The sequence below is a fragment of the Lutibacter profundi genome (genome assembly GCF_001543325.1).
In the GTDB taxonomy this organism is placed as follows: domain Bacteria; phylum Bacteroidota; class Bacteroidia; order Flavobacteriales; family Flavobacteriaceae; genus Lutibacter; species Lutibacter profundi.
The window spans coordinates 281,952-304,345 of sequence record NZ_CP013355.1 but is presented as its reverse complement, the minus strand read 5'-3'; the positions used below and the strand labels follow the sequence as shown (position 1 = coordinate 304,345).

Genomic DNA, 22,394 nt, shown 5'->3' with positions numbered 1-22,394 from the left:
TGTGTTTATAAAAGATAATTTACATAAAATAAAAAATGATATTCCTAAAAACGTTCAATTGATTGCGGTTTCTAAAACGAAACCAATTTCTGATATATTAGAAGCTTACAATGCTGGGCATAGGGCATTTGGAGAAAATAAAATTCAGGAAATGGTTAAAAAATATGAAGAACTTCCAAAAGATATTGAATGGCATATGATTGGGCATTTACAACGCAATAAAGTGAAATATATGGCTCATTTTGTACATTTAATTCACGGTGTTGACAGCTTTAAAACTTTAAAAGAAATAAACAAACAGGCTCTAAAACACAATAGGATAATTGATTGCTTATTACAGTTAAAAATTGCAAAAGAAGATACCAAATTTGGTTTATCTATTACTGATGTAAACAATATCATTACTTCTGAAGAATTTGCATCCTTAAATAATATCAATATCAAAGGATTAATGGGAATGGCAAGTTTTACTGAAGATAAATCTATTATTAGAACTGAATTTAAGATGCTTAATCTTATTTTTACCAAACTTAAAAAACACCATTCATCTAATTTTAATCTCTCTATTCTTTCAATGGGTATGAGTGGAGATTACAAAATAGCCATTGAAGCAGGAAGCAATATGATTAGGGTTGGAAGTTTAATTTTTGGAAAAAGAAACTACACCTAATTTGTATGCAATACTCGACATAGAGACCACAGGAGGTAAATTTAACGAAGAAGGAATTACCGAAATTGCCATTTATAAATTTGATGGGCATCAAATTGTTGATCAATTTATTAGCTTGGTAAATCCCGAAAGAGAAATTCAACCATTTGTAGTCAATTTAACAGGTATTAATAGTGAAATGCTTAAAAATGCACCTAAATTTTATGAGGTTGCAAAACGTATTATTGAGATTACCACAGATTGTGTTATTGTTGCACATAATGCTAATTTTGACAAGCGAATTTTAACAACCGAATTTAGACGTTTAGGCTACCTATTTGAACGGAAAACACTTTGTACTGTTGAATTAAGTAAAAAATTAATTCCCAATCTTCCTTCTTATAAATTAGGAAAATTATGCAGATCTTTAGGAATCCCCGTTTCAAGTCGTCACAGAGCTGATGGTGATGCTATTGCAACTATTCAGCTATTTAAACTTTTACTCAATAAAGATGTTGACAAGCTAATTGTAAAACAAGCTGTAAAAATTGAAAATACAAGAACACTAACTCCTAAATTATTAACTATTTTAGATGACTTACCTTCAACAACTGGTTTGTTTTATATTCACAATAATACAAGTAAAATTCTATATATTGGCAAAGGGAAAAATATTAAAAAAAAGGTAAATCAATTATTTCTACGGACTTCAAAAAAGGCAAAAATCATACAAAATAGTGTCATTTCTGTTTCCTACGAAGAAACAGGGAATGAACTTGTTGCAGCACTCAAATACAATGAAGAACTTCATATAAATAAGCCTCAATATAACTTTATAAATAAACCAAAAGTTACAACTATTGAATTTAGCAACGAAAATTTAATAGTAATTGATAGAGGGAGAACTATAGGTGAAAAATCTGTTTTATTAATTGAGAACAATGAATTTAAAGGATATTGCTTTGCAGATTTAAATTATCAAATTAACAATATTAAAATACTAAAAACCCTTATTTCTCCCATGAAAAATTCAATTCACAATAGAGAAATTATAAAAAAATACTTGCAAAAAAATAAAGTAGAACAGTTAATTAGATTTTAAAAATTATATGCTATGAAAAAAAAAATTATTCTCTTAATCATATCTTTGAATTGCTTATTCACTTATTCTCAAAAAAAATATACTTTTGGAAAACTCACAACCAAAGAATTAGCCTTAAAAACATATAAATTAGATACTACTGCAAATGCAGTTGTACTATTTGAATCTGCAAATACCACTTTTAAAGTTGGAGTTCACAATGTTATTGTTAGTACCTCTTTTTATAAAAAAATTAAAATTTTTAATAAAGAAGGCTTTAAATATGCTACCTTTTCTATTCCTCTATACAATGACAAAAGTGATAAAGAATATGTGAAAGACGTTAAAGCCATTACACACAATAATTTTAATAAAACTTTTCTTAAAAAATCACAAATTTTTGAAGAAAGAGTGAACGATAGATGGAGGGAAGTTAAATTTACTATGCCTAATTTAAAAAAAGGAAGTATTATTGAAGTAATGTACACCGTAAATACACCGTTTAAATTTAATTTAACTGGATGGGAATTTCAATCAGATATTCCAAAAAAATACAGTCAGTATAGTGCATTAATTCCGGGTAATTACATCTATAACAGAAGCTTAACTGGATATTTAAAACTTAGCGTAAACGATGCTCAAGTTGTAAGAAGGTGCTTTAGTGTACCCAGATATACGACTCCATCAAATTGCGAAAAGGTACTTTATGCTATGGAAAATATCCCCGCTTTTGAGGAAGAAGAATATATGACCGCAAAAGAAAATTTTCTCTCAAAAATAAAATTTGAACTAAGTTCAACCTCCTGGTTTGATGGTACCAAAAAAAAATACACATCAACTTGGAAAGCTGTTGACAGAGAGTTTAAAACTGATAAAAATATTGGTGGGCAGTTTAAAAAAACATCTTTTTTTAAAAATAAAATTCCGAAAGAAATAAATCTTTTAAGCTCCGATTTAGAAAAAGCGAAAGCCATATATATATTTATACAAAAACATTATACTTGGAATCAAAAGTATAGTATTTTTAAAAATGTAAATGTTAAAAAAGCCTACGAAAATAAAGTTGGAAATATAGGTGAAATTAACATCTCGTTAATTAACGCTCTTAAATTTGTTGGTATTAAAACGGAGCTTGTACTTCTTTCTACCAGAAGTAATGGATTTCCTACTAAACTACACCCTATTATTTCCGATTTTAACTACATCATAGCTAAAGTAAATATAGGAGATTCATATTATTTTTTAGATGCAACTAACAAACTGCTACCTTTTGGAATGTTACCATTCAAGTGCCTTAACCATTTCGGTAGGGTTATGGATTTTAAAAATGAAAGTTATTGGATAGATATTGTTCCTTCAAAAGGTTCTAAAACCAAACTTTATGTTGGCTTAACCTTGAATGAAGATGGTACAATTATAGGAAAATTAAGAAAAGTAAAGTTTTGGTATGATGCTCTTAACAGAAGAAAATCAATAGAAAACAAAAGTGAAGATGATATTATTTCTAATTTTGAGGATAACTACAATAATCTTGAAGTTACAAATTATACCATTGAAAATAAGACTACCATTAACAAACCTTTAATTGAAACCTTTGAAGTGATTATTGAAAATTTTGATAATTCTAAAACTTATTTTTTTAACCCTTATTTTGGAGAAAAATTCACTAGGAACCCTTTTAACCAAAAAGATAGATTATACCCAGTAGATTTTGGTTACACAAGAACATATAGTGCAAACGTCATATTAAATATTCCTAAAAATTATAAGATACACACATTTCCTAAATCTAAGTCTGTTAAACTTCCTGAAAATGGAGGTTCCTTTATTTTTTTAGTAAAATCAACCAGTGATTCTTTTATTTTAAGCAGTAGTGTTAAAATTAGTAAGCCTACTTTTTTTAATTTTGAATACAAACCACTTAAAGATTTTTTTAATATTATTGTAAATACTCAAAAAATACCTCTTGAAATTAAAAAGTTATAACTTTAATTCTGTAAATTACATTTAAACTATTAAAACTTGTGAAATCACAAACTAAAACAACTAACTGGAAATCTAAACTTCATGAAATTATTTATGAAGCTGATACTAAGGCTGGAAAATGGTTTGATATTATATTAATAATTACCATTTTAATAAGTATTATTCTTGTAATGCTAGAAAGTGTTGAAAGTTTTGATGCTAAATACCATAATTTTCTAAATATTTCTGAATGGGTTATTACAATCTTATTCTCCATCGAATATATTGCCCGTATCGTAACTATAAAAAAACCTTCATCCTATATTTTTAGTTTTTATGGTATTATTGATTTTTTAGCTACAATTCCAAAATATTTATCCATAATTTTTGTTGGTACACATGCTTTAATTGCGCTACGAGCTTTACGATTGTTAAGAGTTTTTCGAATATTAAAATTAGCACGCTATATGGGTGCTTCAAGAAATTTAATAGCTGCTTTAAAAGCAAGCAAAATTAAAATTTCAGTGTTTTTATTTAGTGTATTGGTTCTCACCATAATTTTAGGTACAGTAATGTATTTAATTGAAGGACCTAAAAATGGGTTTACAAGTATACCACACAGTATGTATTGGGCAATTGTAACATTAACAACAGTAGGCTACGGAGATTTAGCTCCTCATACTCCTTTTGGCCAATTTATAGCCAGTATTGTTATGATATTGGGTTATGGTATTATTGCTGTTCCTACAGGAATTGTAACTTCTGAAATGACTAAAGCTGATAACCTTGCATTGATTAACACACAGCACTGCCCCAACTGTTCAGAAGATAAACATCAAGATATGGCTACATTTTGCCACAAATGCGGAAGTAAATTAAACCATGAATAACTATTTAATTACAATTATTGGTGCTACAGCAATAGGTAAAACAGCTTTAAGTATAAAATTAGCTCAATATTTTAATACTGAAATTATTTCAAGTGACTCTCGGCAATTTTATAAAGAAATGAAAATTGGAACTGCAGTTCCTACAATAAAAGAATTAACTTCTGTAAAACATCACTTCATTCAAAATAGAAGCATTTTTGATAATTATAGTGTTGGTCAGTTTGAAAAAGATGCACTTAAAAAATTACAAAATTTATTTCTCAAAAACAATATAGTAGTTATGGTTGGAGGAAGTGGTTTATATACTCAAGCTGTAATTGATGGATTGGATTATTTTCCAGAAATTAATCCTGAAATAAGGCTAAAACTTATTAAACAACTGGAAAATGGCGAACTTAATTTACTTCAAAATAAATTAAAAGAATTGGATATAGAAAGTTACAATATAATTGAAATTGAAAATCCACATCGTTTAATAAGAGCTTTAGAAATTTGTATTGGAACAGGTAAACCATATTCAAGCTTTAAAAATAAATCAAAAGAAAAACGCAACTTTATTCCAATTAAAATTGGCTTAGAAGCTGATAGAGAGCTCATATACAGTCGTATTGATAAAAGAGTTGATTTAATGTTGCAAGAAGGTTTACTAGAAGAAGCGAAAGAACTTTATAAATACAAAAATTTAAATGCTCTACAAACCGTAGGTTATCGTGAATTATTTAATTATTTTGATGGTAATTTCACATTAGAATTTGCTATTGATGAAATTAAAAAAAATACACGTAGGTTTGCTAAACGACAACTAACTTGGAATAAAAAAGATACTACAATTCATTGGTTTAACTTTGAAGAAAACACCTCAGAAATACTTAAACAAATTGAAGAAATTATACTTTGACAAAAATTTAAAAAATAAAAAATATCTTCTTGGCTATTTTTTTGCATTAAGTGCAACTGCAATTTGGTCTGGTAATTTTATTATTGCAAGAGATTTAAATACAAGTATTCCACCTATAAGCCTTGCTTTTTGGAGATGGACAGTTGCTGTTATTTTTCTATTTCCGTTTGCTATAAAAAAATTGTTAGCAGATTGGAAAACACTTAAGAAAAACTGGATATACATTTCTATAGTCTCTTTACTAGGCGTTACCATATTTAATACGTTAATTTACTTGGCAGGACATACAACAACGGCCATTAATCTATCTTTAATTTCTATTACTTTTCCTGTTTTTATACTATTACTTTCACGTATTTTTTATAAAGAATTAATTACTACACATAAAGCAATTGGGATTTTACTTGTAATAGTTGGTGTACTGTTTTTAATTACAAAAGGGAATCTTTCTAAACTGTTAAACCTCTCTTTTTCAATTGGAGATATTTGGATGTTACTTGCTGCTATAATATTTGCAGTATACAGTATTTTAATAAAACAAAAACCAACAAAATTAAGCCTTTTAGGGTTTCAATTAAGCACTTTTATTTTGGGACTTCTTTTTATGTTGCCCTTTTTTATTTGGGAAACAATTACGGTACCTCCCATAAAAATTGAAAGTAAAACTATATTTTCAATTTTATATGTTGGTATATTTGCTTCATTAACCGCTTATATTTTATGGAATAAAGCAATTGAAAAAATTGGACCAACAAAAGCCGGAATTGTTTATTATACACTGCCTCTTTTTAGTGGTTTATTGGCTTATTTCATTTTAAATGAAGCAATTGGGATGGTTCATTTCTTTAGTTTAGTACTTATCTTATCAGGAATTGTAATTGCAACTTATATAAAACGTAAAAAAATTGACTAAAACCGAACTCAAAGATTTTCTAAACGAAAAAGTAATCCAATACAATAATCCAAAATTTATTGAAAGTGATCCTATTCAAATACCTCACCAATATAATTTAAAAGAAGATATTGAAATATCGGGTTTTCTTACTTCTACAATAGCTTGGGGTAATAGAAAAATGATTATAAAAAATGCAAACCGTATGATGGAACTAATGGGCAATTCTCCTTTTGATTTTGTTATGAATCACAAAGAACACCATTTAGAAAAAATTGATGGGTTTGTACATAGAACTTTTAATAGTAAAGATTTAACCTATTTTATAAAAGCACTCAATCACATTTATACAAATCACAATGGGTTGGAAAAAGTATTTTCAAAATATTCAAATGAATCTTCAACACAACCTGCAATTCATAAACTAAAACAATTATTTTTTGAAAAATCTCATTTACAACGAACGGAAAAACACATTTCTGATCCGTTAAAAGGTTCAGCAGCAAAAAGAATTAATATGTTTTTACGATGGATGGTAAGAGATGACACCACTGGAGTAGATTTTGGAATTTGGAAAAGCCTCTCTCCTACTCAACTATCTTGTCCGTTAGATGTACATTCAGGTAATGTTGCCCGAAAATTAGGGTTAATAGCTAGAAAACAAAATGATGCAAAAGCTTTGGCTGAATTGGATAAGAATTTACGAGAACTGGATGCTAACGACCCTGTAAAATATGATTTTGCCTTGTTTGGATTAGGTGTTTTTGAAGGATTCTAGTTGAAAGTACCTCTTTGGAAATCTATTGTTTTGAAAGTTGAAGCAATTTGATAATTGGAAATGCAAAGTGATAGATTATTTAATTACTATAACTCTTTGTAACAACATTATTACTAAATTTTAAAAACTGTGGCAATCTACTGCTATCATTGAATAGACTTCTGTTATACTTCCCTCTCTAAAACAATTGTTGTTTGCGTTAGGGATAGAACGGTTTGTTTGAGCTCTTTTAAAAGTTGTTTTTAGCAACTTAAAAAAGCGAGTAGTGATAGCCCGACCCAAGGGGAAACGCCAAAATTTTATAAAAAACTTTCTAAAGCCAACTCATAACTTTGCAAGCCAAAACCAGCAATAATACCTTTTGCATTGGGAGCTATATATGAAATATGCCTAAATTCTTCTCTTGAATACACATTAGAAATGTGGACTTCAATAACAGGTGTTTCAATACCTTTAATAGCGTCTCCAATGGCAATTGAAGTATGTGTATAGGCACCTGCATTTAAAATTATACCATTGTAAGTAAAGCCAACTTCATGCAATTTATCTATAATTTCACCTTCAATATTACTTTGGAAATAATGTAACTCAACAGCAGCATATTTCTTTTTTAGTGATACAAAAAATTCTTCAAAGGTTAAGCTTCCATATATTGATGGCTCACGTTTTCCAAGTAAATTTAAATTGGGTCCGTTTATAATAAGTATTTTCATTTTATATGCTATTAAAATGTAAATATAAACCTTATTTTTATCAAATGAAACGAGCATTACAAGTTTTGGAAGACAACGAAATAATTAATAGCGAACGGCATATGTTACCACTAACAAATAAAATTTAAACATATGAAATGGTTACAACTATTAGAAGACTATCAATTCTATCTGAAAATAGAAAAAGGATTGGCGAAAAATTCTATTAACAGCTATTCAAGTGATGTTAAAAAGCTCATTTCGTATTTAGAAGAAAATAATATAACTATTTCTCCTATTACTATTACTGAAGATACCATTCAACAATTTGTGTATTCCATTTCAAAGAATATAAATGCACGTTCACAAGCAAGATTAATTTCAGGGATTCGCAATTTTTTTGATTATTTAATTTTTGAAGACTACAGAAAAGAGAATCCTACTGATTTAATTGAATCTCCTAAAATTGGCAGGAAATTACCAGACACCTTATCAACTGAAGAAATAGATTTATTAATTGGCGCTATTGATTTAAGTGAGCCACAAGGGGAAAGAAACAGAACAATTTTAGAAACATTGTATAGTTGTGGACTACGAGTTTCAGAATTAACCAATTTAAAACTTTCTGATTTATTTTTTGATGAAGGGTTTATACGTGTAATTGGAAAAGGAAATAAACAACGGTTTGTACCTATTAATTTACAAACTCAAAAATATATTCAACTTTATATAAGTACTATTAGAATTCACCTTACAATTCAAAAAGGGTTTGAAGATACTGTTTTTTTGAATAGAAGGGGAAAAAACCTTTCACGTGTAATGATTTATACAATTATTAAAAACTTAGCAATTAAAGTAGGTCTTAAAAAGACTATTAGTCCACACACTTTTAGACATTCTTTTGCCACTCATTTATTAGAAAGAGGTGCAGATTTAAGGGCTATACAGCAAATGTTAGGACATGAAAGTATTACCACTACAGAAATTTACATGCATTTAGATAAAAGTTTTTTGAAAGAAGTTGTAAACCAGTTTCATCCTAGAAAATAAAAAAACAGCATTAAGGATGGATATTTGGTTAAATAACCGTGTTCAATACTGTTTTTTATATCAAGAATCACCTCCTCTATACTTGGTTGACAGGTTTTAACTGACATTGCGTATAATTATAAAGTACAATAAGTTATTGTTCTATTTTGCAATATTTACAATTCTTGTTTCTCTAATTACTGTAACTCGAACTTGACCAGGATACGTCATATCATTTTGAATTTTCTGTGAAATATTAAACGAAAGTTCGCCAGCTTTAGCATCACTCACTTTTTCACTTTCAACAATTACACGCAACTCTCTTCCTGCTTGTATTGCGTAAGCTTTTTGAACACCTGTAAAACCAAAAGCAATATCTTCTAAATCTTTTAAACGTTGTATATATGAGTCTAAAACTTGACGACGAGCACCAGGCCTTGCGCCTGAGATTGCATCACAAACTTGTACAATTGGTGCTATAAGAGTTGTCATTTCAATCTCATCATGATGGGCACCAATGGCATTACAAATTTCAGCGTTCTCATTGTATTTTTCAGCCCATTTCATTCCTAGTAATGCGTGTGGTAACTCACTTTCAGATTCGGGCACCTTACCAATATCATGCAACAATCCCGCTCTTTTTGCTAATTTAGCATTTAACCCAAGTTCAGCTGCCATTAAACCACAAAGGTTTGCAACTTCACGTGAATGCTGTAATAAATTTTGACCATAAGAAGAACGATACTTCATTCTACCAATGGTTTTAATTAATTCTGGATGTAAGCCGTGAATACCTAATTCAATAACTGTGCGTTTACCAACTTCAATAATTTCTTGTTGTAATTGTTTTTCAGTTTTTTTAACAACTTCTTCAATACGTGCTGGGTGTATTCTTCCATCAGTCACTAATTTATGCAATGCCAAACGGGCTATTTCTCTTCTTACCGGATCAAAACAGGATAAAATAATTGCTTCAGGTGTATCATCAACAATAATTTCAACACCAGTTTCGGCTTCTAAAGCTCTAATGTTACGACCTTCCCTACCTATTATTCTTCCTTTTACATCATCAGATTCAATATTAAATACTGAGACACAATTTTCAACTGTTTGTTCAACACCAACACGCTGTATTGTATTTAAAATTACTTTACGTGCTTCTTGCTGTGCTGTTAATTTAGCTTCTTCAATGGTGTCTTGTATAAGTGCCATAGCGTCAGATTTAGCTTCATCTTTTAAAGATTTAACCAATTCTTTTTTAGCATCATCAGCTGAGAGGCCTGAAATAACTTCTAAATTTTCAACTTGTTTACGATGCAACTTATCAACTTCATCAGTTCTGCGTTCTAAATATTCAACTTTTTTATCGTAGTCATTTATTTTTAGTACAATTTCTTTATTTAATTTCCTGTTTTTATCTAACTCTTGTGAAACCTGAGATTCTTTATCTCGAATACGTTTTTCAGCATCTGCAATTTTTTTATCACGAGCTATTATTACTTTTTCATGCTCTGATTTTAATTCAATAAATTTCTCTTTTGCTTGTAAAATTTTATCTTTTTTAAGAATCTCTGCTTCAATTCTGGCTTCCTTTAGAATTGCTGTTGCTTCTTTTTTTGTGTTTCTTAAAATTTTTGTTGCTTTCGTTTTTTCTAAAACTTTTGCAATAATATAACCTATAGCCAATCCTATTGCAATACCAACTATAACGGGTAATATATAATCTATCATAATTCAAATTTAGGTATAAAAAAACCTACATTAGAAAGGTTTTGAAAACTCCTTTAAACAAGATTAAGGCTAACTAATTGGTCAAGGATCCGTTCTAAGACGGCTTGCTTTTGCAATTAAGACTCACCCTTCATAAAGGTATAACGTTGAGTTTAACAAACAATAACTAATGTAGGCAGTATTATTATTATCTTATTTTAAAGAACTTATCTTTTTAAATGTTTATCTATTAAAACACTTAGTTTATTCATTTTTTCTGTTGCATTAATTAAATCTTCATTTTTATTAATAGCATTTATTTCAATTAATGAAGCAAATTGTAAAGCACACATTGCCAATACGTCTTGCTTATCACTAACGGCATAATTCTTTTCAAATTTTGTAACCAAATTATTTATTTGAGTTGCTGCTTTACGCATCCCTTCTTCTTCATTTTCATTTTTAATTCTAATGGGGTATACTCTACCAGCAATAGTTACTTTTATTTTTAAAGATTCAGCCATTTTAAAGATCTTACTCGCTTAATTGACTTATACATAGGTCAACTTCACGAATTAAAGCATTTATTTTGAGTTTTGTTTCTCTTCTATCTTCTTTACTGCCCTCAATAGTTTTAGCAATTTTTAATGTTTGATATTCTTTTTCAATATCATTTAATAACTGCCTTTCTTTGGCTACTTGATTTTCTAAAATTGCTATTTTTGTATGTAATAAATCATTTTCTTCTTTTAAAAAATTATAATTTTTTAAAAGCTTTTGAAGCTTATCTTCAACTAAATTAACAATTTCAGTTATATTACTCATATATGCCCAAGAATATAAACTATTAATTACAAAGTTAGTGTTAGTGAGTGAATATTACAACTGTTTTTTTTAATTTATGCAAAACTTATTTCTTTTAACGTTATAAAGAGAAAATATATTAATTTTATAAATCGTTTTATTTAGTATTTTAGCATTTAAACAAACCTAATGAAAAAGTTTACTATCATATTCATTTTACTTTACAACGCTATTGTGTTTTCTCAAGGAGATGCAACATTAATAAGTGAATATCCCGTGAACTATTTTAAAAACCCTTTAAATATTCCACTAATTTTATCGGGTACTTTTGGAGAATTACGAACCAATCATTTTCATGCTGGCTTAGATATTAAAACGCTACAAAAAGAAGGTTTAGAGGTAGTTGCTGCCGCTGAAGGTTATGTTTCTCGTATTAAAATTTCTCATTGGGGATATGGAAAAGCTATTTATATAACACACCCTAATGGATATACTACCGTTTATGCTCACTTAAAAAAATTTAATAAACGTATTGAATCTTATATAAAGAAAAGACAATATAAAAAAGAAAGTTTTGAAATTCAGGTTTTTCCTTCTTCAACTACGCTACCAATTACTAAAAATGAAATAATTGCTTTTAGTGGAAGCACTGGAGGCTTTGTAGGGCCTCATTTACACTTTGAAATTAGAAATACTAAAACTGAGGAACCAATAAATCCTATGCTTTTTGGCATGCAAGTAAATGATTCTAAAAAGCCTAGAATTAACACGTTAATAGGATATTCATTTGGTGAAAATTCACAAATAAATGGTATTGAAAAACCAACTCAGCTCATTTTTAGAAAATTAAAAAATGGAGAATTATTAGCAACTAAAATAAAAGCCTTTGGGAAAATTGGTTTTGGTATAAACGCGTACGATCAATTGGATGGCGCGTATAACAAAAATGGGCTTTATAGTTTAGCAATGCTAGTTAATGGTAAAAAAATATTTGAGTTTGAAGCCTCCTCTTTTTCATTTTCAGAAAGTAAATTTATTAACTTACTCATTGATTATGAGAGATTTGCAAATTTAAATCAGCGAGTTCAAAAATGTTTTATTGAACCCGAGAACAACTTAAGTTTGTATACTAAATCTATAAATAATGGTTATTTAACAATTGAAGATGGCTTATCATATACTGTTGAAATAATTGCAAAGGACTTTAAAGGAAATAAACAAAAAATAACAATTCCAATCATAGGGGAAAAAAATTCAGTATTGGTTAAAAAGGTTGAAAAAGTAACCCCTTATAAAATAGCGCATAAGCAATTTAATAAATTTAATAAAAATGGTGTAACCATCGCTTTTCCTAAAAATACCTTTTATAAAGACTTCTATTTAGATTTTAGTGTAAATGATTCTATTGTTAAAGTACATACTCCTACAATTCCATTAAATAAAAAATACACACTTACTTTTAATGTTTCAAAATACACTGAAAATGAAAAAAAACAAGTATACATTGCTTATATAAATAAAAAGGGAGGCACAAGCTATGAACCTACCGTAAAAAAAGATGCCACATTTTATAGTTCTACTAAAAAATTAGGGAAATTCACCTTAAAAAGAGATTCTATTAAACCTAAAGTTAGGTTGCATAATTTTAAAAATGAGCAATGGCTCACTCATTTTAAAACCTTAAAAGTTAAAATTTCTGATAAAGAATCTGGTGTAAAATCATACCGAGGTGAAATTGATGGAGAATGGATATTAATGGAGTACAACGTGAAAAATGGGATTTTAACTTATAATTTTAGCGATAAAACTTTTACAACAGCAAAACACAATTTAAAAATTACAGTTATAGATAATGTTGGAAACACCAATATAATTAAAGCAACTTTCTTTAGAAAAAAATAAATAGTACATGCTTAAAACAGTAACCCTAACTTTATTTTTAATATTCTCACTAAGTATTACTGCTCAAAATTCAATTATTAAAGGCATTGTAAAAAACACTGATAAAAACCCCATAGAAGGGGTTACAATTTCTTATTTAAATTACGGAACAACAACTAATAAAAAGGGAGAATATAAATTCTCTGTTCCGGGAGATACTAAAATTAAAATCACATTTAGGCATATATCATACACTATTTTAACAAAAACAATTACAATTCCTAAAAATAAAACCTACAATTACTCTCCAATATTAAAACCTAAAGTTGAAAATATTGATGAAATAATTGTAAAAGATAATAAAAAGGACGCTCAAGGTTTTATTCAAATAAACCCCGCTGATGTAATTAAAATACCTGGTGCTAATAATGGAGTTGAAAATATATTAATGACTTTAGCAGGTGTTAATAATAACAATGAATTAAGCACACAATACAATGTGCGTGGTGGCAATTTTGATGAAAATTTAGTTTATGTTAACGGCATTGAAGTTTATAGACCTTTTTTAGTGAGATCAGGTCAACAAGAAGGTTTAAGTTTTGTAAACCCCGCAATGGTTCAAAATATAAAATTTTCAGCTGGTGGATTTCAAGCCAAATATGGAGATAAACTTTCTTCTGTTTTAGATATAACGTATAGAACTCCTGAAAAATTTGCTGTAGCTATGACGGGAAGTTTACTGGGTGGGAGTATAACTGTTGAAGGTAATATGCTTCATCACAAACTAAGTGCAATATTAGGTGTTAGATATAGAAATAATAGTATATTTATTAATAGTAAAGACATTAATATTAATTCGAACCCAAATTTTACCGATATACAAACATTTTTATCTTATGAAGTAAACTCAAAGTTAAAAGTTGATTTCTTAGGTAATTTCTCTATTAATAATTACAACTACACTCCTATTACTAGAAGAACTAAATTTGGAACAATCTCAAATCCTTTAGAGCTAATTGTTTTTTATGAAGGACAAGAAAAAGACAAATTTAAAACACTTTTTGGTGCCCTAAAAGGGAGTTATATTGTAAACAAAAACTTAAATTTAAGTTTAACTACTTCAACATATCAAACAATTGAAGAGGAATATTATGATATTTTAGCAAGTTATAATTTAGGAGAAACTAACAGTGATTTTGGTTCTAGTAATTTTGGTGATGTTGCGTTTTCAGAAGGAATTGGTACGCAATTAAATCATGCTAGAAATAATCTTGATGCTCTTATTGGTAATATTGAATTTAAGGTCACTTATAAAAAAGATAAATTTCAGCTAAATCTTGGTATTAAATACCAAAAGGAAGATATTAAAGATCGTATAAATGAATGGGAAGTTATAGACTCGGTAGGTTTTAGTGTACGCCCTCCAAACCATATTTCAAACAATCAACCTTATGAGCCTTTTACAGGAGAAATTGTTCCTTTTCAAAGTATTAAAGCCCAAAATAGTACAATAATTGATCGTTTAATATGGTTTGCACAATACAGTAAAAATAGTAACTGGAATAATCATAAAATTTGGTATAATATTGGGGCTAGATCTCATAATTGGAATGTTTATGGCGATGATATTGAAACTTCAAATCAAATTATTTACAGTATTAGAGGTCAATTTGCTATAAAACCTGATTGGGAAAAAGAAATGCTTTTTAGAATCTCAGGCGGCATGTACAATCAACCTCCTTTCTACAGAGAACTTAGAAATAGAAATGGTGTTGTAGTTCCTGATGTTAAGACACAAAAATCAATCCATATAGTTTTAGGAAATGATTATAGTTTTAAACTGTGGAAGCGGCCATTTAAATTAACTTCTGAAATTTATTACAAAAACTTAACCAATGTAAATACATATACTGTTGACAATGTTAGAGTTAGATATAGCGCAAGTAATAATGCAACTGCTTATGCTACTGGAATTGACTTAAGATTGAATGGGGAATTTGTGCCAGGAACTGAAAGTTGGATTAGTATTGGCTTTTTAAAAACTGAAGAAAACAGCGACAACAGAGGTTATATTTCCCGCCCAACAGATCAACGTTTTAAATTTGGGATGTTATTTCAAGATTATGTTCCTAATATTCCTAACATAAAAATGTATTTAAATTTAGTTTTCAATACTGGTGTTCCTGGTGGTTCTCCATCTTATACAGATCCTTATAACTATCAAAATAGATTAAATGCATACAAAAGAGCTGATATAGGAATTTCTTACGTTTTTACAGATGCAATAAACCAATACCAAAGTGGGTGGTTACAAAAATTTAAAGAATTAGCTGTTGGATTTGAGATTTACAATATGTTTGATATTCAAAATTCAATTACCAATACTTGGGTTAGAGATGTGTATTCAAAACAGTTTTATGGTATCCCAAATTTTATGACTTCGAGAGTTTTTAATGTGAAAATAAATATGAAATTATAACTTTATAATTTCGAAACTCCTTTAACTATTCGTTGTTAAATCGCTATTAAGTTTATATGTGATATCTGCAAGTATATGTTTCAAAGCCCAAAATTTTTCAGTTTATTTTAATTTATTAAAGTATATAAGAGCCAAAACAATTACTACGAATACTAAACTTTTAATTCTGTCTTTTCTGTTATCTTTAATTAGATTCTTTCTAATCTCATAAAGTTGTTCTGGCTTAGCTTTCTTATCAAAGAAAATATTTCTTTTTTATATCCTTCTTTAGAATTTGAGCTTTCTCAATCAAAATAAGTTTTCCTCCTTGCTCTTGAATTATTATATAATGATGAAATCATCGCTGAGACCGAACCATCAAAACTCATTTAAAATTATTTTAAGGATTATTTATACATAACTAAACAGACTTACTTCAGCTAAATTTAATATTTTATTTTTAGAACCGTAAGAATATTAAGCTTTTGCCATTACTTTAAAATTTGCTTAGTGTGCTCTTTGGTTTTTACTTTTGAAATTATATCCTCTATAATACCCTCTTCATCAATTACAAATGTAGTTCTATGAATTCCATCATATTCTCGTCCCATAAATTTTTTAGGTCCCCAAACACCAAAAGCATTAATAACCTTTTTATCTTCATCAACCAATAAATGGTAAGGCAATTCATTTTTAGCTATAAAATTTTGCTGCCGTTTAGCTGAATCTGCACTCACGCCTAGGACTTCGTATCCTTTTGATAAGAAAGTTTGATAGTTGTCTCTCAAATTACAAGCTTCCATAGTACATCCAGGCGTACTTGCTTTTGGGTAAAAGAATAAAACTAATTTTTTTCCTTTAAAATCAGAAAGTTTTATTGAATTTCCAGATTCATCAAGTGCCTCAAAATTTGGTGCCTTATCACCTACTTTTAATGTTGTCATAATTTGTATTTTAGCTTTTTGTAAAGATACTAAAAATGACCAAACAAGAAAGAGTTGATTTTGTGATACATACTTTAGAAAAGTTATATCCAGAAGTGCCTATTCCATTAAAACATAAAGATCCATACACCTTACTAATAGCAGTCCTATTATCTGCTCAAAGTACTGATGCTAGGGTAAATACAATTACTCCTCTACTGTTTAAAAAAGCCGATAATCCATATGATATGGTAAAGCTCTCTGTAGAAGAAATTAAAGAAATTATTAGACCCGTAGGCTTGTCACCTATGAAATCAAAAGGAATTTATGGCTTGTCAAAAATTTTAATAGAAAAGCACAATGGAAAAGTTCCTCAAAGTTTTGAGTATTTAGAAGAATTACCAGCAGTAGGGCATAAAACAGCAAGTGTTGTTATGAGCCAAGCCTTTGGCGTACCCGCTTTTCCTGTTGATACACATATACATAGATTAATGTATAGATGGAACTTAACCAATGGTAAAAATGTTGTTCAAACTGAAAAAGATGCTAAAAGACTATTTCCTAAAAACTTATGGAATAAACTACACTTACAAATCATTTACTACGGACGAGAATATTCTCCTGCAAGAGGATGGAATTTAGAGAAAGATGTTATTACAAAAAAAATAGGTAGAAAATCTATCTTAAAATAAAAACCCATTTTAGGTTATAAAATGGGTTTAAAGAACATTAATTCAAATGTAATTCAATATAATTGTTTTTGTTGGTTTTAACCACTCTTAATTGCTTTGAGTAGTTGAGCAAATATTGAATTATTTCGTTTCTAGGTTGCTCCACCATGGGAGTCTTTTGAGAGTAAAGTTTCATCATAAATAATTGGTTTACATTACTTGAACGATGAAATTTAAACTTTATTGCACAATTATATTTAATTCACCAAAACAATATGGTGTTTTTCTATCAACTTTCTTAAATTAATTAAAGCATAACGCATTCTTCCCAATGCAGTATTAATACTTACAGCTGTATTTTCGGCTATTTCTTTAAAACTCATATCCTTATACATTCGCATCAATAAAACTTCTTTTTGGTCATCAGGTAATTCTTCAATTAAAGATCTAACATCCTCCAAAATTTGGCTTTTAATAATTTGATTCTCAGCAGATAGTGTGTCATCACTTAGCACATCAAAAATATCAAAATCATCCGTATTATTAAATTTTGGTATTCTTTTATTACGTCTAAAATGATCAATAATTAAATTATGTGCTATACGCATAACCCAGGGTAAAAATTTACCTTCTTCATTGTATTTACCTCTTTTTAAAGTATTTATAACTTTAATAAAAGTATCCTGAAAAATATCTTCTGAAATTTCTCTATCTTGAATTTTCGATAAAATAAAACTGAAAATTCGCTGCTTATGACGAACTATTAAAATCTCTAAAGATTTTTCATTTCCTTGAATGTAACTGCTAACTAATAAGCCATCACTCTTAATTGTACTCTCCATATATTAAATACATTTAGGGGTTAAAATTGTTGTATTTATAAAATCTTATAAAAAGTAATAGTGTTTAATAGGCTTTATTTTGGGAATAATATATCACAAATATGAGGTGTTTTTTTTAGAATTACAAATTTTAGTTCAATATTTTTAAATAAGTTATGTTTTTATTTACTTATTTTAAATATTTACTTACAACACACACATAAATTTCAAAATTTTGTGATTACATTTGCATTTATCCTATTTTTTTAAAGGGAAATGACTAAAAATATAGCCGCATTAAATTCAAAAGAATACATACTTATTAAGGGAGCCAAACTTCATAATCTAAAAAATATTGATGTTGCAATTCCAAGAAATAAATTAGTGGTAATTACAGGGCTTTCTGGCTCTGGAAAATCTAGTTTAGCTTTTGACACTTTGTTTGCTGAAGGGCAGCGAAGATATGTTGAAAGTTTATCATCCTATGCCAGACAGTTTTTAGGAAGACTTCACAAACCAAAAGTAGATTATATAAAAGGCATTGCTCCTGCCATTGCTATTGAGCAAAAAGTAAATTCAACCAATCCTCGCTCTACGGTTGGTACTTCTACTGAAATATATGATTATTTAAAACTATTATTTGCTAGAATTGGTAAAACGTTTTCTCCTATTTCAGGAAATGAAGTAAAAAAACACACTGTTTCTGATGTACTTAATTATATAAAAACATTAGATATAAATACGAAGCTATTACTACTTTCTCCTGTTCATATTCCTCAAGAAAGAAACGTACTTCAAACATTAAAAATATTAGCACAACAAGGATATTCAAGAATAAAATACAATGGTAAAATTATTCGAATTGAAGAGGTAACTACTGAAATTAAACACGATTTCTATTTAGTTATAGATAGAGTTATTGTAAAAAATAATGAAGATTTTTACAATAGGTTAGCTGATTCCATCCAAACAACTTTTTTTGAAGGAAAAGGAGAATGTATTATTGAAGATGCTAAAAACCAACATCAAATTTCATTTAACAATAATTTTGAATTAGATGGTATTCAGTTTTTAGAACCTAACACTCATTTATTTAGTTTCAATAATCCGTACGGTGCTTGTCCAACCTGTGAAGGCTACGGAAATGTTATTGGTATTGATGAAAATTTAGTAATACCTAACACTTCATTATCCATTTACCAAGATGCTATATTACCTTGGAGGTCAGATTCTTTTAAGAAATACAAAGACAATCTTGTAACCAATGCTTACAATTTTGACATTCCTATCCACAAACCTTGGTTTGAACTCACAAGCAAGCAAAAACAACTAGTTTGGAATGGAAATAACTCATTTAAAGGATTGCATTCTTTCTTCAAACATTTAGAATCCAAAAGTTATAAAATTCAATATCGAGTTATGCTTTCCCGCTATCGAGGTAAAACAAAATGTACAGTTTGTAACGGGAAACGATTAAGACACGAAACTAATAATATTAAAATTAACAATAAAAATATAAGTGATTTAGTTGATTTACCTCTTGATGAACTAATCTATTTTTTTAAAAACATACAACTAACTAAAAATGAACAAAACATAGCAAAACGTTTGTTAGTTGAAATTAATAACAGGTTACAGTTTTTAAACGATGTAGGGTTAAGTTACCTAACTTTAAACCGAACCTCTAACACACTTTCAGGCGGTGAAAGTCAACGAATTAATTTAGCAACATCTTTGGGTAGTAGTTTAGTTGGCTCTATGTATATTTTAGACGAACCGAGTATTGGTTTACACCCAAAAGATACAGAACGTTTAATAAAAGTATTAAAAAACCTACGAGATTTAGGCAATACCGTAATTGTAGTTGAGCACGATGAAGATATTATGAAAGCTGCTGATCTAATTATTGATATTGGCCCAGAAGCAGGTACTTTTGGTGGTGAAATTGTAGCGGAAGGAACATTTCAACAAATATTAAAATCAAAGTCATTAACAGCGCAATATTTAAATAATAAATTACAAATTGAAATTCCAAAACAACGAAGGAAATTTAATAAAAGTATTGAAATTGTTGGAGCCCGTGAAAACAATTTAAAAAATATAAATGTTTCTTTTCCTTTAAATTGTTTAACCGTTGTAACAGGTGTTTCGGGTAGTGGAAAAAGCACTTTAGTCAGTAAAATTTTATATCCAGCCATTCAAAAGAAAATTGGTGGCTATGGAGAAAAAATTGGACAGTTTACTGAACTAAAAGGAGATACTTCAACCATTGAACATATTGAATTTATAAACCAAAATCCAATTGGCCGTTCAAGCAGGTCAAACCCTGTTACTTATATAAAAGCGTACGATGATATTAGAGCGCTCTTTGCTTCAGAAAAGTTATCTAAAATACGAAATTATCAACCAAAACATTTTTCATTCAATGTAGAAGGTGGTAGATGTGAGGTTTGTAAAGGTGAAGGCGAAGTTACTATTGAAATGCAATTTATGGCAGATGTGCATTTAGAATGTGAAAGTTGCAAAGGAAAACGATTTAAAAAAGAGGTTTTAGAAGTTAAATTTCACAATAAATCAATAAACGATATTTTAAATAGCACTATTGATGATGCCATTACTTTTTTCTTAGAACATAAAGAAACTAAAATTGTAAAAAAATTAAAACCTTTACAAGATGTTGGCTTGGGCTATGTTACTTTAGGGCAATCATCATCTACATTATCAGGTGGCGAGGCACAACGTATAAAATTAGCTTCCTTTTTGGTAAAAGGCACAAGACAAAGTAAATCTCTATTTATTTTTGATGAACCAACTACAGGGCTTCATTTTCATGATATTAATAAACTATTAAATTCTTTTCAAGCATTAATTAAAAATGGACATTCAATTATTGTTGTTGAACATAATATTGAATTAATTAAGTGTGCTGATTATATTATTGACTTAGGTAAAGATGGAGGTAAAAAAGGAGGGCAACTTATTTTTCAAGGTACTCCTGAAGAGCTTATAAAATGTAAAAATTCTTATACAGCCTCTTATTTAACTCAAAAACTTCTTTAATATATTGCCTACTTCAATTATTTTATGGGCGTTCCCCTAACGGGTCAGGCTATTCGTTATATCTTTTTAGTCGCCGCCTAAAAAGTATGCCACTACTATCCTTAACGCTATTTTCTCATTGTAACCTAGAAGGCATTAGCAATCTCATAAACTAGATATTTTTTAACCGGTATTTCAACAATACTCAGTAACCTTCGGGGAATAATAAAGCAACAAAATAACAATCTCCTAAAAAAGTTTTATTGTTTTTCCTTTGTATTTAAAGACTCTAATTTCCCTTTAGCCAATACAAAATCTGGAAATAATTTTACAGCACGTTCAAAACTGAGTTTAGCATTATTATCCTTTTTCAAATTTAATTCAATAACACCTTGCAAATATGCAATAGAAGCTTTTAAATTAATATCCTGACTGTAATTTTTATTTACTTGGAAAGTAATCTTCACAGCTGTATTATCTGGTAATTGATCTGCCTTTTTTATAGAAGTATACGCTTCTTCAAACTTGTTTAAAGCATATTGTAAACCCGCCAACTTATAAGCAAAATAATTATCCTCAGTTTTAGTTAGCAATGTTTTATAAACTTCAATTGCCTTACCAAAAGCACCTAAAGACTCCAACGATACAGCTTGCATTTTTAGCAAATCTAAATTAGTTGGTTTATTTTTTAAAACATCATTAAGCACTAAAAAACAAGATGAATAATTTCTTTCTCTAAAATACAAATATGCTAAACTATCTTTATAAGTGCTTTGTGGTCCTTCCAAATTAATAATCGCATACATTGCAGTTGCTGCAACCATATCATCACCATAAGATAATGCTTGTTTTAATTTTTGTTTTTCTAATGTTATTGAATTTTCAGATTGTGCTATTACAGTTGTAGTAACTATAAACGTTAATATATATAGTAGATTTTTCATTCATTCTCATTTAATTATTTATGGTATAAAACTATTAAATTATATTTAAATTAAACACAATAATTTCTAAAAATAAAAGTCTAAAACTACAAGTTGCTTTTAACCTCTATCAATTTTAAAATTAAGGATACAAAAAAAGGTCTGCATAACAGACCTTTAATTTTGGGTGAAAGACCGGTTTCGAACCGGCGACCTCCGGAACCACAATCCGGCGCTCTAACCAGCTGAGCTACAATCACCATTTATTTGAGGATGCAAATGTATAACAT

19 protein-coding genes, 1 tRNA gene and 1 other RNA gene are annotated in these 22,394 nt (G+C 28.7%); 12 read left to right on the top strand and 9 right to left on the bottom strand.

Going from position 1 to position 22,394, the window contains the following annotated elements; all coding sequences use genetic code 11:
* Position 1: 1 nt before the first annotated feature.
* From Lupro_RS01390 to Lupro_RS01360, 7 genes are read left to right on the top strand one after another with little or no spacing between them, the layout of a single operon-like run.
* Complete coding sequence (locus Lupro_RS01390) at positions 2-670, top strand: YggS family pyridoxal phosphate-dependent enzyme (RefSeq protein WP_068205708.1); 669 nt, start codon at positions 2-4, stop codon at positions 668-670.
* Position 671: 1 nt separating this feature from the next.
* Positions 672-1,751: a 3'-5' exonuclease gene (locus Lupro_RS01385; protein WP_068211315.1), complete on the top strand. Its 1,080-nt coding sequence runs from the start codon at positions 672-674 to the stop codon at positions 1,749-1,751.
* Positions 1,752-1,763: 12 nt separating this feature from the next.
* Entirely contained in the window at positions 1,764-3,716 is a 1,953-nt protein-coding gene (locus tag Lupro_RS01380; protein ID WP_068205707.1) for a transglutaminase domain-containing protein, read from the top strand.
* A gap of 38 nt (positions 3,717-3,754) precedes the next feature.
* Positions 3,755-4,585, top strand: a complete 831-nt coding sequence (locus tag Lupro_RS01375) for an ion transporter (protein WP_068205706.1) — start codon at positions 3,755-3,757, stop codon at positions 4,583-4,585.
* A complete protein-coding gene (miaA, locus tag Lupro_RS01370) occupies positions 4,578-5,483 on the top strand; it encodes a tRNA (adenosine(37)-N6)-dimethylallyltransferase MiaA (protein WP_068205705.1) in 906 nt (301 codons plus the stop codon). Before Lupro_RS01375 ends, miaA begins: the two co-directional genes overlap by 8 nt.
* Positions 5,464-6,396, top strand: coding sequence for a DMT family transporter (locus tag Lupro_RS01365; protein WP_068205704.1), 933 nt, complete (start codon positions 5,464-5,466; stop codon positions 6,394-6,396). Before miaA ends, Lupro_RS01365 begins: the two co-directional genes overlap by 20 nt.
* Positions 6,389-7,153 carry a TIGR02757 family protein gene (locus Lupro_RS01360; RefSeq protein WP_068205703.1) on the top strand — a complete coding sequence of 255 codons (765 nt, stop codon included), beginning with the start codon at positions 6,389-6,391 and terminating at the stop codon, positions 7,151-7,153. The genes Lupro_RS01365 and Lupro_RS01360 overlap by 8 nt, the downstream gene beginning before the upstream one ends.
* A 299-nt stretch (positions 7,154-7,452) precedes the next feature.
* On the opposite strand, the gene aroQ is transcribed toward Lupro_RS01360, so the two are convergent.
* A complete protein-coding gene (gene aroQ, locus Lupro_RS01355) occupies positions 7,453-7,866 on the bottom strand; it encodes a type II 3-dehydroquinate dehydratase (protein ID WP_068205702.1) in 414 nt (137 codons plus the stop codon).
* A gap of 132 nt (positions 7,867-7,998) precedes the next feature.
* On the opposite strand from aroQ, the gene xerD reads away from it, so the two are divergent.
* Entirely contained in the window at positions 7,999-8,895 is an 897-nt protein-coding gene (gene xerD / locus Lupro_RS01350) for a site-specific tyrosine recombinase XerD (RefSeq protein WP_068205701.1), read from the top strand.
* A gap of 141 nt (positions 8,896-9,036) precedes the next feature.
* On the opposite strand, the gene rny is transcribed toward xerD, so the two are convergent.
* The 4 genes from rny to Lupro_RS01330 all read right to left on the bottom strand — a co-directional run bounded on the left by rny (position 9,037) and on the right by Lupro_RS01330 (position 11,409).
* A complete protein-coding gene (gene rny, locus Lupro_RS01345) occupies positions 9,037-10,605 on the bottom strand; it encodes a ribonuclease Y (RefSeq protein ID WP_068205700.1) in 1,569 nt (522 codons plus the stop codon).
* Between the two features lie 45 nt (positions 10,606-10,650).
* A non-coding RNA gene (gene ssrS / locus Lupro_RS01340) (6S RNA) lies at positions 10,651-10,757 on the bottom strand.
* Positions 10,758-10,811: 54 nt separating this feature from the next.
* A complete protein-coding gene (locus Lupro_RS01335; protein ID WP_068205699.1) occupies positions 10,812-11,108 on the bottom strand; it encodes a cell division protein ZapA in 297 nt (98 codons plus the stop codon).
* Between the two features lie 10 nt (positions 11,109-11,118).
* Complete coding sequence (locus Lupro_RS01330; RefSeq protein WP_068205698.1) at positions 11,119-11,409, bottom strand: hypothetical protein; 291 nt, start codon at positions 11,407-11,409, stop codon at positions 11,119-11,121.
* 168 nt (positions 11,410-11,577) lie between these two features.
* Between Lupro_RS01330 and Lupro_RS01325 the strand changes: the two genes are divergently transcribed.
* Together Lupro_RS01325 and Lupro_RS01320 are read left to right on the top strand one after the other, a co-directional pair.
* Complete coding sequence (locus tag Lupro_RS01325) at positions 11,578-13,290, top strand: M23 family metallopeptidase (RefSeq protein WP_068205697.1); 1,713 nt, start codon at positions 11,578-11,580, stop codon at positions 13,288-13,290.
* A gap of 7 nt (positions 13,291-13,297) precedes the next feature.
* Positions 13,298-15,748 carry a TonB-dependent receptor gene (locus tag Lupro_RS01320; RefSeq protein ID WP_068205696.1) on the top strand — a complete coding sequence of 817 codons (2,451 nt, stop codon included), beginning with the start codon at positions 13,298-13,300 and terminating at the stop codon, positions 15,746-15,748.
* A gap of 470 nt (positions 15,749-16,218) precedes the next feature.
* Here the strand turns inward: Lupro_RS01320 and bcp are convergent, their stop codons facing one another.
* Positions 16,219-16,671 carry a thioredoxin-dependent thiol peroxidase gene (gene bcp / locus Lupro_RS01315; protein WP_068205695.1) on the bottom strand — a complete coding sequence of 151 codons (453 nt, stop codon included), beginning with the start codon at positions 16,669-16,671 and terminating at the stop codon, positions 16,219-16,221.
* A gap of 35 nt (positions 16,672-16,706) precedes the next feature.
* On the opposite strand from bcp, the gene Lupro_RS01310 reads away from it, so the two are divergent.
* The gene (locus Lupro_RS01310; protein WP_068205694.1) at positions 16,707-17,342 is read left to right on the top strand and encodes an endonuclease III domain-containing protein; all 636 of its coding nucleotides are present in this window, start codon (positions 16,707-16,709) and stop codon (positions 17,340-17,342) included.
* A gap of 236 nt (positions 17,343-17,578) precedes the next feature.
* On the opposite strand, the gene Lupro_RS01305 is transcribed toward Lupro_RS01310, so the two are convergent.
* Positions 17,579-18,163 (bottom strand): sigma-70 family RNA polymerase sigma factor, encoded by a 585-nt coding sequence (locus tag Lupro_RS01305; RefSeq protein ID WP_068205693.1) that lies wholly within the window; start codon positions 18,161-18,163, stop codon positions 17,579-17,581.
* A gap of 255 nt (positions 18,164-18,418) precedes the next feature.
* Here Lupro_RS01305 and uvrA point away from each other — a divergent pair, with 255 nt between their 5' ends.
* Positions 18,419-21,202 carry an excinuclease ABC subunit UvrA gene (gene uvrA, locus Lupro_RS01300; RefSeq protein ID WP_068205692.1) on the top strand — a complete coding sequence of 928 codons (2,784 nt, stop codon included), beginning with the start codon at positions 18,419-18,421 and terminating at the stop codon, positions 21,200-21,202.
* A gap of 239 nt (positions 21,203-21,441) precedes the next feature.
* Here the strand turns inward: uvrA and Lupro_RS01295 are convergent, their stop codons facing one another.
* Both Lupro_RS01295 and Lupro_RS01290 read right to left on the bottom strand, forming a co-directional pair.
* Positions 21,442-22,125 (bottom strand): tetratricopeptide repeat protein, encoded by a 684-nt coding sequence (locus Lupro_RS01295; RefSeq protein ID WP_068205691.1) that lies wholly within the window; start codon positions 22,123-22,125, stop codon positions 21,442-21,444.
* A gap of 164 nt (positions 22,126-22,289) precedes the next feature.
* Positions 22,290-22,365: transfer RNA gene (locus tag Lupro_RS01290), tRNA-His, on the bottom strand.
* Between the last annotated feature and the right edge of the window lie 29 nt (positions 22,366-22,394).

What these genes read in the sequence shown, in the direction of transcription:
- Lupro_RS01305 (WP_068205693.1), bottom strand. Translation starts at nt 18,163, where the DNA reads ATGGAGAGTACAATTAAGAGTGATGGCTTATTAGTTAGCAGTTACATT.
- Lupro_RS01330 (WP_068205698.1), bottom strand. Translation starts at nt 11,409, where the DNA reads ATGAGTAATATAACTGAAATTGTTAATTTAGTTGAAGATAAGCTTCAA.
- Lupro_RS01295 (WP_068205691.1), bottom strand. Translation starts at nt 22,125, where the DNA reads ATGAAAAATCTACTATATATATTAACGTTTATAGTTACTACAACTGTA.
- bcp (WP_068205695.1), bottom strand. Translation starts at nt 16,671, where the DNA reads ATGACAACATTAAAAGTAGGTGATAAGGCACCAAATTTTGAGGCACTT.
- aroQ (WP_068205702.1), bottom strand. Translation starts at nt 7,866, where the DNA reads ATGAAAATACTTATTATAAACGGACCCAATTTAAATTTACTTGGAAAA.
- Lupro_RS01380 (WP_068205707.1), top strand. Translation starts at nt 1,764, where the DNA reads ATGAAAAAAAAAATTATTCTCTTAATCATATCTTTGAATTGCTTATTC.
- Lupro_RS01310 (WP_068205694.1), top strand. Translation starts at nt 16,707, where the DNA reads ATGACCAAACAAGAAAGAGTTGATTTTGTGATACATACTTTAGAAAAG.
- Lupro_RS01325 (WP_068205697.1), top strand. Translation starts at nt 11,578, where the DNA reads ATGAAAAAGTTTACTATCATATTCATTTTACTTTACAACGCTATTGTG.
- Lupro_RS01335 (WP_068205699.1), bottom strand. Translation starts at nt 11,108, where the DNA reads ATGGCTGAATCTTTAAAAATAAAAGTAACTATTGCTGGTAGAGTATAC.
- miaA (WP_068205705.1), top strand. Translation starts at nt 4,578, where the DNA reads ATGAATAACTATTTAATTACAATTATTGGTGCTACAGCAATAGGTAAA.
- xerD (WP_068205701.1), top strand. Translation starts at nt 7,999, where the DNA reads ATGAAATGGTTACAACTATTAGAAGACTATCAATTCTATCTGAAAATA.
- uvrA (WP_068205692.1), top strand. Translation starts at nt 18,419, where the DNA reads ATGACTAAAAATATAGCCGCATTAAATTCAAAAGAATACATACTTATT.
- rny (WP_068205700.1), bottom strand. Translation starts at nt 10,605, where the DNA reads ATGATAGATTATATATTACCCGTTATAGTTGGTATTGCAATAGGATTG.
- Lupro_RS01320 (WP_068205696.1), top strand. Translation starts at nt 13,298, where the DNA reads ATGCTTAAAACAGTAACCCTAACTTTATTTTTAATATTCTCACTAAGT.